The sequence below is a fragment of the Bacteroides finegoldii DSM 17565 genome, from assembly GCF_000156195.1.
In the GTDB taxonomy this organism is placed as follows: Bacteria; Bacteroidota; Bacteroidia; order Bacteroidales; family Bacteroidaceae; genus Bacteroides; species Bacteroides finegoldii.
Map to the genome: position 1 here is coordinate 198116 of NZ_GG688323.1, position 12973 is coordinate 211088.

Annotated in this window: 11 protein-coding genes and 1 pseudogene; 7 read left to right on the forward strand and 5 right to left on the reverse strand. The window is 48.5% G+C overall.

Annotation, left to right across the window (positions count from 1 at the left end; all coding sequences use genetic code 11):
• Positions 1-45 precede the first annotated feature (45 nt).
• On the reverse strand, positions 46-1395 hold the full coding sequence (locus tag BACFIN_RS10015) for a Na(+)-translocating NADH-quinone reductase subunit A (protein WP_032839588.1): 1350 nt from the start codon (positions 1393-1395) through the stop codon (positions 46-48).
• Positions 1396-1662: 267 nt separating this feature from the next.
• Between BACFIN_RS10015 and BACFIN_RS10010 the strand changes: the two genes are divergently transcribed.
• The 7 genes and pseudogenes from BACFIN_RS10010 (at position 1663) to BACFIN_RS09980 (ending at position 10621) form a co-directional block, all read left to right on the forward strand.
• Positions 1663-2850 carry a BamA/TamA family outer membrane protein gene (locus BACFIN_RS10010; RefSeq protein ID WP_032839589.1) on the forward strand — a complete coding sequence of 396 codons (1188 nt, stop codon included), beginning with the start codon at positions 1663-1665 and terminating at the stop codon, positions 2848-2850.
• A gap of 172 nt (positions 2851-3022) precedes the next feature.
• The gene (locus BACFIN_RS10005; protein WP_007753221.1) at positions 3023-3769 is read left to right on the forward strand and encodes a TolC family protein; all 747 of its coding nucleotides are present in this window, start codon (positions 3023-3025) and stop codon (positions 3767-3769) included.
• An 11-nt stretch (positions 3770-3780) separates the two neighbouring features.
• A complete protein-coding gene (locus tag BACFIN_RS10000) occupies positions 3781-6006 on the forward strand; it encodes a GumC family protein (protein WP_032839570.1) in 2226 nt (741 codons plus the stop codon).
• Positions 5996-7330, forward strand: a complete 1335-nt coding sequence (locus tag BACFIN_RS09995) for an O-antigen ligase family protein (RefSeq protein ID WP_007753224.1) — start codon at positions 5996-5998, stop codon at positions 7328-7330. Before BACFIN_RS10000 ends, BACFIN_RS09995 begins: the two co-directional genes overlap by 11 nt.
• Before the next feature lie 4 nt (positions 7331-7334).
• Complete coding sequence (locus BACFIN_RS09990) at positions 7335-8279, forward strand: glycosyltransferase family 2 protein (RefSeq protein WP_007753225.1); 945 nt, start codon at positions 7335-7337, stop codon at positions 8277-8279.
• Positions 8266-9466, forward strand: a pseudogene (locus BACFIN_RS20775) (glycosyltransferase). Before BACFIN_RS09990 ends, BACFIN_RS20775 begins: the two are co-directional and overlap by 14 nt.
• 24 nt (positions 9467-9490) lie before the next feature.
• The gene (locus BACFIN_RS09980) at positions 9491-10621 is read left to right on the forward strand and encodes a glycosyltransferase family 4 protein (protein WP_007753236.1); all 1131 of its coding nucleotides are present in this window, start codon (positions 9491-9493) and stop codon (positions 10619-10621) included.
• A gap of 25 nt (positions 10622-10646) precedes the next feature.
• Here BACFIN_RS09980 and BACFIN_RS09975 read toward each other — a convergent pair whose 3' ends face one another.
• The 4 genes from BACFIN_RS09975 to BACFIN_RS09960 all read right to left on the reverse strand — a co-directional run bounded on the left by BACFIN_RS09975 (position 10647) and on the right by BACFIN_RS09960 (position 12823).
• The gene (locus BACFIN_RS09975; RefSeq protein WP_032839571.1) at positions 10647-11285 is read right to left on the reverse strand and encodes a nucleotidyl transferase AbiEii/AbiGii toxin family protein; all 639 of its coding nucleotides are present in this window, start codon (positions 11283-11285) and stop codon (positions 10647-10649) included.
• On the reverse strand, positions 11240-11563 hold the full coding sequence (locus BACFIN_RS09970) for a DUF6922 domain-containing protein (protein ID WP_032839590.1): 324 nt from the start codon (positions 11561-11563) through the stop codon (positions 11240-11242). The genes BACFIN_RS09975 and BACFIN_RS09970 overlap by 46 nt, the downstream gene beginning before the upstream one ends.
• 130 nt (positions 11564-11693) lie before the next feature.
• The gene (locus tag BACFIN_RS09965) at positions 11694-12152 is read right to left on the reverse strand and encodes an N-acetylmuramoyl-L-alanine amidase (protein ID WP_022275099.1); all 459 of its coding nucleotides are present in this window, start codon (positions 12150-12152) and stop codon (positions 11694-11696) included.
• Between the two features lie 137 nt (positions 12153-12289).
• The gene (locus BACFIN_RS09960) at positions 12290-12823 is read right to left on the reverse strand and encodes an HU family DNA-binding protein (RefSeq protein WP_007753249.1); all 534 of its coding nucleotides are present in this window, start codon (positions 12821-12823) and stop codon (positions 12290-12292) included.
• Positions 12824-12973: the final 150 nt, after the last annotated feature.

The window sequence follows — 12973 nt, forward strand, 5'->3', positions numbered from 1 at the left end:
ACTATTTTACTATTTACAATTTACTATTTGCCGACAGTCGGGCGATTATGCCATTTCAGCTCGCAGCATATCGAGTCCGGCACGAACGATGCGTTGCAGTTCCATCTTCGAAGAGCAGACGAATTCGCAGAGGGCGAAATCTTCGGGTGCGACTTCGTAGATACCAAGCGCTTCCATACGGTCGATATCACCGGCGATGATAGCCTTAATCAGAAATTCGGGCAGGATATCCATCGGTAATACCTTGTCGTACTCACCGGACATGATCATATGGCGTTCGCCACCTTTCACGCGGGCATCCAATGTATACTCCTTCTTGCCCATCAGCCAACTGAAGTATGAGCGGTTGGCACTGAACTGATTGAAACGCGGCATGATCCATCCGAGCATTTCATGAATATCATCCCCTTCGGGAATCACCGTCAACTGGCTGTGGAACGCTCCCAAGAATCCGTTCGGAGACACTTGCTTTCCAGTCAGCACATTACCGCTGATATAGCGCAAGTCCTTGTCCTTGGTGACATTGTCGGCAAACACGTTGGTGAGCAGCGCCCCTACCTGAAGTTTGCAGTAAGCAGGTTTCAGCACTTCGGAACCTGTCACTGCCACCGTACGGGTGAAATTCACACGACCGGTATTGAAAAGACGGCCGATGAAGATAACAGCTTGCGGATCAATAGTCCATACCGTTTCTCCTTTAGAGACAGGGTCGAGATGGTTGATCTGAACGCCCACGTTACCGGCGGGGTTCGGTCCGTCGAATGCGGTGATTGTAACGTTCTTGGCCTGCGTCAGAGCGGCAGCATTCTGTTTCACGCTGATACTCAGATAAGTTTTTGCCAGTTTGGCGAGCGCATCGAGTCCTGTCTGGAAATTTGCTTCTTCACCTTTCAGCGCAAACTCAAAATCGGGTGCCAGCGGATTGGTATCGAAAGCAGAAACGAAGATACCTTTCGGAGTCACCGTCGGATCTGCGATAATGTCATAAGGACGTTGTCTGATAAATGCGAAAAGACCGGCTTCCAGCAAAGCGTTCTTTACAGCCTCCGCATCCATCGTTGCCACATTCTTCTTGCCAAATTCCTCGTAGTCCTGCTCAGTAGCAGCTTCTACCACGATGTTCAACACCTTACGACGAGCTCCACGCTCTACACTCGTCACTACGCCGCTCACGGGCGAAACAAATTTAATTTCAGGATGATACTTGTCGATAAACAAGGGTCCACCGGCCATCACATATTCCTGTTCCTTTACAAGCACCTTCGGTGTCACACCAGGAAAATCATCGGGCACGAGGGCGTAAAAACCCGGCTCCTTCACTGTTGTGTACGTTTCAGCAGCTTTACCTTTCAGGTTTATGTCAAGGCCTTTGCGTAACTTTATTACATTTGCCATGCTATATAAAATAATGGTTTCATAAATTTGCCGCAAAAGTAATAAATAAGATTGGGATTCGGGAGGAAAAAAGGGAGTAATTACGGAGATTTTTCCGTAATTATCTTCGTGCTCGCACACGTACCCCATCTTTCTTTTCTCCCGAAAGCAAAGAAAAAGAGCGAATTTACATTTATTATCTATGAATATGAAAACTAATCAGAATAAAAGCGTTTTCTTTGTATCCTGAAATTAAGAAAGAATATGAAACAGCCGAAGCTCTACAAGATGAAGAAATATATAATAGGTATATGGATGGCGTTGTTGCCTATCGGTGTCATGCTGGCACAGACAGACAGTACAAGGACGGTAAAAGATACCAAACGCGAGTTACGCCGCCAGCGTGTGGCGAAGCGGAATTTGCATTACAACATTCTGGGAGGTCCCAGCTACACACCCGATTTCGGTTTTCTGGTGGGTGGTAGCGCGTTGATGACGTTCCGGATGAATCCGAGCGACACCACCCAGAGACGTTCCGTCGTACCCATGTCCATCGCGTTGATATTCAAAGGAGGGCTCAATCTCATGACAAAGCCGCAACTCTTCTTCAAAGGCGACCGTTTCCGCATATTCGGCACTTTCTCCTACAAAAACACCATCGAAAACTTCTACGGTATCGGATATAACACAAACAAGGACTATCCGCGAGGGGAAGATACGAGTGAATACCGATATAGCGGTATTCAGGTGAATCCGTGGTTTCTGTTCCGGTTGGGGGAAAGCGATCTCTTCGCAGGTCCTCAGGTTGACTTGAACTACGACAAGATTACCAAACCTGCGGCGGGAATGATTGAGCAACCGTCATATATCGCAGCAGGGGGTACGGAGCATGGATACACCAATTTCAGTTCGGGACTCGGATTCCTGCTGACCTACGACACACGCGATGTGCCCGCCAATGCCTATCAGGGCACTTACCTCGACTTTCGGGGGATGATGTACAGCAAAGCTTTCGGAGGTGACGACAATTTTTACCGTCTGGAGATAGACTACCGTCAATACAAAACGGTCGGAAAACGGAAAGTTCTCGCCTGGACCGTACAAAGCAAAAACGCATTCGGAGACGTTCCTTTGACGAAATATGTATTGAGCGGAACCCCTTTCGACCTTCGCGGCTATTACATGGGACAGTTCCGCGACAAGTCCTCTCATGTAATGATGGCTGAATACCGCCAGATGATAAATACAGACAAAAGCACATGGATCAAAAAGATGTTGAGCCACATAGGATATGTGGCCTGGGGAGGCTGCGGATTCATGGGACCCACACCGGGAAAGATAGAAGGCGTCCTGCCTAATCTCGGAGTCGGCCTGCGTATTGAAGTCCAGCCCCGCATGAACGTTCGTCTCGACTTGGGAAGAGACATGGTGAACAAGCAGAATTTATTCTATTTCAACATGACGGAGGCCTTCTAGTTCAACGTAACAGAGGCCTTCTAGTTCCAATGTCAGGGCCCTTCTAGCACAAATTAGCAAGAAAGAATGCAAAATAGACAACAAAAGACTGTTCATAAATGAAATTAATCCTTATATTTGCGCAAGCTATGTCACAACAAAACACAGCAGAAGCAAATAACAGGGTTATTTTATGAAACAAATTATATATATCTGTTTAGGATTACTCCTTCTATTCACCTCCAACACACCGATTGTTGCGCAAGAGGTCAGTGATTATACTCAATTAAGCGAAGAAGATTACAGCAATATCACTCTTCCCCCACTCTCCGTCCTGTTTGAGAATGCCAAAGACAATCCCATCTATGAGATGGCAGATGTCAAAGCGGCGGTAGAGCGCAAACTGCTGGCGAAAGAAAAGCGTGCATTTCTCGGATTCTTCAGTCTGCGGGGAAGCTACCAATACGGTACTTTCGGCAATGAATCCACCTATACGGACGTTTACGTAGAGCCATACCCCACCTACTCCACCCAAGCCCAGAACGGATATACGGTAGGAGCGGGAGTCAGCATCCCATTGGACGACCTGTTTGACCTCAAAGCGCGTGTCAGTCGTCAGAAGCTCAATCTGAAAAGCGCGGAGCTTGAGCGGGAAATCAAATACGATGAGATCAAGAAGAACATAATCGAAATGTACGCGATGGCTACATCACAGATCAAAGTCCTTCAGATGCGAAGCGAGGGTCTGGTGCTGGCGAACGTGCAATATGAGATTTCCGAAAAGAATTTTGCTAACGGAACCATCGAATCCATCGACTTGGCGACAGACAAGGAAAGGCAGTCGCAAGCCCGTGAAGCATATGAAAAGAGCAAGTTCGAGTTAACCAAGAGTCTCATGATGCTTGAAATTATTTCACGCACGCCCATTATACGAAAATAAAAGACTAAGATATGAATCTCATCATTTCCATCATACGGACCCTATTTCGGCATCGTTGGCTGATACTGATAGGGACCACTCTCTTCACATTACTGGTCATTTATTACACACGCCATATGCGAGGCGGGTATGATGTGAAAGCAACCCTTTACACAGGAGTTGCTTCGGGCTACAACCTCGAAAGTGACAAACGCACCGATTGGGCAACCGTGCAGAACTCCATGGACAACCTCATCAGTATCATGCAGGCCGAAAGTACGCTGAAAAGAGTCAGTCTGCGATTGTTCGCCCGCATACTGATCAAAGGGAATCCTGAAAAAGAGAATGACGGAATCACCCCTGCCAGCTACAACTACACATACAACCATCTGAAAAACAGCCCTCCGGGAGACGAGATACTGAAACTGATCGACAAATCGAGCGAAGATAAGACAGTAGCCAATCTGGAAGCATATATGCGCCCGCACAAGGACAATTACATCTACGGGCTCTTTTATTATTCCCATCCCTATTACAGCTACGGTGCTCTGAAAAACGTAAAGGTACAGCGCCGCCTCACCAGTGACCTGCTGGACATCAGCTATACTTCCGGTGATCCGGGTATCGCCTACAACACCGTAAGTATCCTGATGCACGAGTTTGTCGAGGAATACCGCCGTATCCGTTACGGAGAGACGGACAAAGTGATCAAGTATTTCGAAGAAGAGCTGAAACGTATCGGCAAGCAACTGAGAGCGGAAGAAGAAGACCTGACGAAGTATAATGTACAAAAACGCATTATCAACTACCTCGACGAGACCAAGGAAATAGCCGCCATCAGCAAGGAATTCGAGCTGAGAGAACAGGATGCGCTTTTCGCATTCAACAGCACCGCGTCCATGCTCAAAGAGTTGGAAAAACACATGGACAACAACGCCAGGCAAGTACTGAAAAACATGGAATTCGTAGACAAGCTGCGCGAAGCCTCCAACATCACCGGCAAGATATCGGAAGCCGAAGCAATGACCGATTCCAGCAAGAAAGACCTCCATTCGCTGGAAGGAGACAAAAAGCGGTTGAACGAGCTTAAACAAGAACTGAACGCCCTGACTACCTCATACGTAGGTCACAAATATACCAAAGAAGGTGCGTCGCGCACCAATATCATCGACCAATGGCTGGAACAGACATTGCTCTACGAGAAGGCGAAAGCCGAACTGAAAATCGTACAAAGCGCCCGTCGCGACTTGAACAACCGTTACGTATTCTTCGCACCTGTGGGTACCACCATCAAGCAGAAAGAACGTAGCATCAACTTCACGGAACGCAGCTACCTGACCGTCCTGCAAAGTTACAACGAAGCTTTATTGAGGAAAAAGAATCTGGAGATGACCTCCGCCACGCTGAAAGTCCTCAATGAGCCTACCTATCCGATCGGAGCCAACTCAACCAACCGGAAACAGATCGTCATAGCAGCCTGTATTGCCATCTTCGTGATTATCATAGCTTTGCTGGTATTGGTAGAATTGCTTGACAGAACACTGCGTGACGCCAGCCGCACCCTGCGGGTGACGGGATATAAGGTGATAGGTGCCGTTCCCAGCCTTTCGACCGCCCGCTACGGAGGACTGACCAGAACGTACATACAACTTTCCGTAAGAGAGCTGACCAACTCCCTGCTCCGCTTCCTGACCAAGCGGAAATCCCCCGGTGTGTTTATCATCAACCTGTTCAGCACTAGCGAGGATTCCGGAGAAGACATAATCGGGACACTGATCTGCGGATTCATGCAAAGCCGCAAACTGAACACGAAGTTCATCTGCTACAATAAAGATTTTGACATTGCATCCACCCAATACCTGCTTGCAAGGAGCGTCACGGATTTCTATACGCCGCAAGGAGAAGACGTACTGATCGTCGCCTATCCTCCTCTGTCAAAGAGCAGCATATCGAGTGCCCTGTTGCATGACACCAACGCCAATATACTGGTGACTCCGGCCAATCGCGGATGGAAAACGATAGACAAGCAACTATGCGAGCAGCTCATGTTGCAGTTGGGCAAGAGCAATGTGCCTTTCCGTATCTGCCTGACCAACGCCAGCCGTGAAGCCGCCGAAGACTTCACCGGACAGTTGCCGCCATATACCCTGTTGCGCAGGTTCAGTTATCACTTCAGCCAGTTGTCATTGACAGAAAAAATCATATTCAACCTCAGAAGAAAAGCAAAGGAAGCAGAAGACGAGGACGATGACGAATAGGAACACTACTTTCCATATCCTGCTTGCCGCACAATTCGCGCTAATAGCGGTAAGTATGCTTGTAAACGTCAAGACAGGACTGTTCTCAATGGTTCTTATCTTGTTGCTCACTACCGTTTGCCTGATACAGCTCAGTAACGGCAAGTCCACCGAATGGAAGCGCGGGCAAAACATCATGACCTGGCTGTTCATCGTCTGGCTGTTGTACTATATCATGGAGATCATGAACCCCAACTGCGTGTTGGAGGCATGGAACATCAACATCACGCCCTACGCGCTCATTCCCCTGATATGCGCATTTGTCGTTCCGGTCGTCATACGTACCAGGAAAGACATAGAACTGCTATTGCTCGTATGGTCCGTGTTCGTCATCATCTTCACCCTCAAAGGATACTGGCAGAAAAATCACGGTTTCAGCACCAAAGACCTTTACTTCCTGCACGTTCTCGGCGGTGCGCGAACCCACATCATCTGGTCGGGCATACGATACTTTTCCTGTTTTTCGGACGCGGCAAACTACGGTGTGCACTCAGCGATGGCAGCCGTCACCTTCTCCATCTCCGCATTCTTTGTCGACTCCAGATGGAAGCGCCTCTATTTCCTTTTTATAGCCTTGTGCGGTATCTACGGCATGGGTATTTCCGGAACCCGTTCCGCTATGGGAGTGCTCATGGGCGGTATGCTGATGATTACTATCATAGCCAAGAACTGGAAAGCGTTGCTAGGGGGAATATTCATATCTATCGGCATTTTCGTATTTTTCTATTACACCAATATCGGGAGCGGCAACCAGTATATCCATAAGATGCGCTCCTCCTTCCATCCCACCGAAGACGCCTCCTACCTCGTGCGTGTCGAAAACCGCCAGCGGATGAAGGAGCTGATGGCAAGGAAACCGATAGGCTATGGAATCGGGCTGGCCAAAGCGGGAAACTTCGATTCGAAAGAACAAATGCCTTATCCACCCGACTCGTGGCTGATTGCCGTCTGGGTGGAAACCGGAATTGTAGGGCTGATACTTTATCTTGCCATACACGGCACTCTCTTCGCCTGGTGTTCATGGCTCCTGATGTTCAAAGTACGCAATAAGAATCTACGAGGACTGGCGGCGGCATGGCTTTGCATGAATGCCGGACTCTTCATTGCCGCCTACGTCAACGACGTGATGCAATATCCCAACCAACTGACTGTATACACAGGCTTCGCCCTCTGCCTCGCCGCACCTTATATAGACAAACACATCGGTGAGGAGCCGGAGGAAAGTAAAAATCCGGAGGAAAGTGAGAAACAAGAACCGCACCTGATTAAAGAACCAAACGAATAAAAAAATGACAGACAGCCACCGGACGGACATATCATTTATCACGATCTGCTACAATGGTTTCAAAGACACTTGCGAGCTGATAGAATCGTTACAGGAGAAACTGCATTCCGTAACCTACGAGATCATTGTGGTAGACAACGCCTCGCACGAGGACGAGGCTGCCAAGATATCCAGACTATACCCCTCAGTCATCGCCATCCGCAGCGAGGTAAACAGAGGATTCTCCGGCGGCAATAACATCGGAATCCGTGCGGCAAGAGGAAAATACCTCTTCTTCATTAACAACGACACCTATATCGAGTCAGACGCAATCTCCTGCCTGGTAGAACGGCTGGAAAGCCGTCCCGAAATCGGAGGCGTATCGCCGAAAATACGTTTCGCTTTCCCGCCGCAGCACATACAGTTCGCAGGCTTCACCCCCTTGTCGCGAATCACGTTACGTAACCATATGTTGGGGTTCGGCTGTCCCGATGACGGGAAATACGACACTCCCCACCCCACTCCCTACCTGCATGGCGCAGCCATGATGATCAAACGTGAGGTAGTCGAGAAAGCGGGGATGATGCCTGAGATCTTTTTCCTGTACTACGAAGAGCTGGACTGGAGCACAAGCATGACACGTGTCGGCTACGAGCTATGGTACGAGCCCCGTTGCACGGTCTTCCACAAAGAAAGCCAGAGTACCGGACAACTCAGTCGGCTGCGTACCTATTATCTGACCCGCAACCGCCTGCTCTACGCCCGCCGCAACCTGAGGGGAGCCGCACGTCTGGGCTCCGTGCTCTATCAAAGCACTGTCGCAGCCTTGAAGAACGGTCTGCTCTATGCTTTAAAAGGACGCTTCGATCTCTTCCTGGCCGTCTGCAGAGGCGTCAATTCAGGACTGATCCTTCCGTCGGCCACCAAAGAAACAAAAGAACAAAAAAACGAATACTATGAACATCATTGACTGGGTTCTCTACATCCCCCTCACGCTATGCGTATGCTACTTGCTGCTTTACGCCATCGCCTCCAAGTTCTACCGGGCTCCCCAATATCCCGAAGCCCGTACGCTCCGGCACATTGCCGTGCTCTTCCCCGCCTACAAGGAAGACCGTGTGATACTCTCTTCGGTCCGCAGTTTTCTCGAGCAGGACTATCCGAAGGAGTTGTTCGACCTTGTCGTCATTTCCGACCAGATGCAACCGGAAACGAACGAAGCCTTACGCACGCTCCCCATCCGGCTACTGATGGCGGATTACACGGAAAGCTCCAAAGCCAAAGCGCTGGCTATGGCCATGAACAACATCGACACTGATCTCTATGACATAGTGGTTATCATGGACGCCGACAACGTGACCGTCCCCGAATTCCTGTCCTGCATCAACCGTGCGTTCGACAGTGGCGTAAGATCCATACAGGCTCACCGGACAGGTAAGAATCTGAATACCGATATCTCCATTCTGGACAGCGCAAGCGAAGAGATCAACAACGGCTTCTTCCGGAGCGGGCACAACGCGCTCGGACTTTCCGCCGGGTTATCCGGCTCGGGAATGGCCTTCGATGCAAAATGGTTTCAACAGAATGTGCAATACCTGCAAACGGCAGGCGAAGACAAAGAACTGGAATCCATGCTGTTGCAGCAACGGATCCATACAGTCTATCTGAACGACCTCCCTGTGTTCGATGAGAAGACACAGAAAAAAGAAGCGATCAGCAACCAGCGCAAACGTTGGATAGCGGCGCAGTTCGGAGCACTCCGCGCTTCGTTGCCCCACCTGCCGAAAGCCCTGCTGCAAGGCAATATAGACTATTGCGACAAGATATTCCAATGGATGCTGCCTCCCCGCCTGATACAGTTGGCAGGAGTGTTCGGACTGACTTTCGTTTTCTACCGTTATCGGTCTTGTCATGAGCCTGCGCAATGGAGGAAATGAATGGACGATGGCCATCAAATGGTGGATTCTGTCGGTAGCACAGGTCTCCGCCATGATTCTACCCGTACCGGGAGGGCAACTGTTTACCAAAGAGGTAGGGAAAGCCATCATGAAGGTACCCATGCTGGCTGTCACCATGACAGGCAATTTATTCAAACTTAAAGGAGCAAATAAGAAGTTCATCCATACAGAGCACGGTGAACATCACTCTCATTCATAAACACATTATCCCAAACAAGAAGCAATGAAAATAGCCATTGAAGCACAGCGCATCTTCCGCCCCAACAAACATGGAATGGATTTCGTCGCTCTTGAAACAATCCGTGAGTTACAGAAGATGGATCACGAAAACGAGTATTTCATTTTCGTCAGTCCCGGTGAAGACAAATGCCTGAAGAGTTCGGAGAATATGCACGTCATCGAACTGAAATGCGCTACCTATCCGTTGTGGGAACAGGTGGCTCTTCCGCGAGCGGTGAAGCGCATCCGCCCCGACTTGTTGCATTGTACCAGCAATACGGCTCCGTTGAACTGCCCCGTGCCGTTGGTGCTGACGCTGCACGACATCATTTATCTGGAGAAACGCCAATCGTCCAGCCTGTCGCTATATCAGGAGATGGGATGGCATTACCGCCGCCTGATAGTGCCCCGCATACTCCCCAAATGCAAGAAAATCATTACAGTTTCCCAGTTTGAACGTCAGCGTATCCTCGATGCTCTGCACCTGTCCGACGAACAGTTGGTTGCCGTATACAACGGATTCAACAGCCATTTCCATCTTCAGCCCAAAGCTCCGGAAATCACCCGGAAGTATATAGATGCGGACGAATATCTCTTTTTCTTGGGAAATACTGATCCGAAAAAGAATACGCCGCGAGTGCTGAAAGCGTACAGTGACTATCTGAAACGTTCGCAGAAGAAGCTCCCGCTGCTCATAGCCGACCTCAAGGAAGACGCTATCGACCGGATACTGGGGGAAGAGAAGATTACGGACATCAAAGGCTACCTCCGTTTTCCCGGATACATTGCGAACACCGACCTTCCGGCACTGTATAGCGGTGCATTCGCATTCCTTTATCCTTCTCTTCGCGAGAGTTTCGGTATCCCTATGCTCGAAGCAATGGCCTGCGGTACGCCTGTCATTGCCGGAAACACTTCGGCAATGCCCGAAATAGCGGGTGAAGGGGCTTTGCTGGCTGATCCGTTCAGTTCGGAGGACATCACGGCGAAGATTCTTCAGTTGGAAGGAGATGCGGAATTTTACCGGCAACAAGCGGACTGCGGAGTGGAGCGCAGCAAACTGTTCTCATGGAAGAACAGTGCGAAAGCATTGCTCGATATTTATAGGAATATGGCGTTGGAAAAGCACGTATAACCGTATCGCTGGACAAAGCTCTGATTTATGGAAAAAGATCGAATCTCTTTTGTGGATATTTCTGCATTTGCAACAATCTCTTTTCTATCTTTTTCCATTTGAAAGGTGCAGAGCCCAGCATTCTTATAGGTTCGTCAAAATTAATATCTTCCCAATATGTAAGGGCCTTCAGAGGCATGATTACATTTGCTTTATATTTATGTTCATAGGCCTCCAGCATTTCTCCCAATGAAAGCAAAGTGGAGAGATAGGCCAAATCGATAAAGTCCTTTATACGAGTGCCGTTGCCCGCAATAGCATTCAGTTTCATAGCAGCAATATCGACAGGAGAAGCCAAACGGATAACATCTTCCTCAACACACGGAGACAACCAAGGATATTGGTGCGAAATACAGTCTATCTGGACCCCTCTAATTTCCCCTTTCAGCGTACTTCTGGAAATAAAATCCAACTCTAAATCATAATTTTCCACCAAATAGGAAGACAGTTCGGATTCATCGAACGACAAATCTGAGAACAAATCCAAATCAACACTTATACGATGCCCCAACTGCAAGGATAATGAAGTTCCACCCACCAATACAAAGTGTTTGAGTCGGCAGTCTTTCATTAACGTTGTCAAGAGTTCCAATGTTGAGGGTGAGACAGTTTCCTTGTGTAACATTTTAAATCCTCCTTTTTTAAGTCAAACACGGCACAGACAAAAGAAATGTCTTTCGCGTTCATTGTCGGAATTTCCTTGATACTTTCCTTTACTCCTTCCACTCCATACCTATTTAAGATGGCAAAGAAATCATCTTTCCGCCCCCGTTCAATCACCCGCTGAACGACCAGCGTACGCATCTTCTCCCAATCAAAACGTGACATATCATACTCCCAAAATAGGGACTGACGTATCTGCGCATCTGTATGTTGCTTATAATTGTCGAAAAACATCCTCATCAAAATTAGATTTCCTATCAACAAAGTAACAAATAAAATTCCACTTTTCCTCATTTGAAAAAGAAAATATATAAAAAGACTTGCAACACCGGTATTCAGCTACCAGTGTTGCAAGTCTTGTTTTTCCATTCTACTCTTGACCGGAGAAGAAGTCGGATTCTTTCACCTCAAAGCACGGACACGCCTTAATCCACTCTTCCGGCTCTATCTCCCCGTTTCCGTTCAGGTCGGGGCTCAAGTCACGATGACCGCAGATACGGCAACCGGGATAATCACGCAGCAACGCGAGAACGAGCACACGCATGGAATGAATCTGCCACTCGGTACGGGTATCGGCGGGACGACCGTGACAATCCAGCCCACCCTCATAACAGATGCCAATCGAACGGGCGTTATAGCCACGCACGTGAGCTCCGATACGTTCTATTTCACGGGTAGACTTGATGTCGCCATTTTTTCGGATATAAAAATGATACCCCACACCGTTGAAACCACGACGGCGATGGCACACGTCCAGGTCGTCTTCCGTGAAATCCCTGTCCGCCCTAGTGGCGGAACAGTGGATCACAATCAGGTCAATCTTCCTCATCAACCTGTCCTTTCATTCTTTTAGCTTTTCTCTTTCTGCGAAAGAAAAACAACACTTCCAATACAACTTCCAAGATTTTGTCAACCATAGCTTTGCATTTTTAATTGATTATTTATTCACTGAACATCCCCGCCGGATTACTCCGCCGGATCCGGAGCTTCCCCATTGTTATCTCCGTCCTCTCCTCCGCCAGAACCATTCGGGTTGTCCGGACTGCCGCCATCACCTCCCGCAGCGTTCTTCTTATCCGAGAGCAACTCAAACACCATATTATTATCTCCGCCACGAGTAGTGGCCGTACTGTCGTTTGCCAGTCTGAGGGAATTGTCGACTTTGAAACGAAGATTGACACGGGTAATGCTTTTCACGGTGCAGTCTTTCTCCAATTCCACACCGGGACAGGTCAGCGTGGTATAGAAGATTCCCAACCCCTCCACTTTCACTTTATTGCCTGCCACAAGGACTTTCTTCATCGCGCGGACAAAGGATTTCATGACGTGCGACACATCCTCCACCGAAAGCGAACCGATCGTTTCGATTTCGCGCGCCAGCGCCTCTATTGAATAGATTTTTGACTCCCCCGACTTAGGTTTGAGGGCAAATACCATCGGCGAATCCGCATCGCTGATTCGTTTTCTGCGCTTATAGCGCACCACTGTAACTGTTGCCATAAAAATTGTTGTTTCTACGAAAAGAAGGACATTCTTCCTTTCTGTTGGTACAACAAAAGTACGACAACCGAAAGACGGATTAACGGATTACACCGGACTAGGAGGGATTAGAAAGGATTAAAAAAGGATAACAAGGAATAAGAGCAAAAA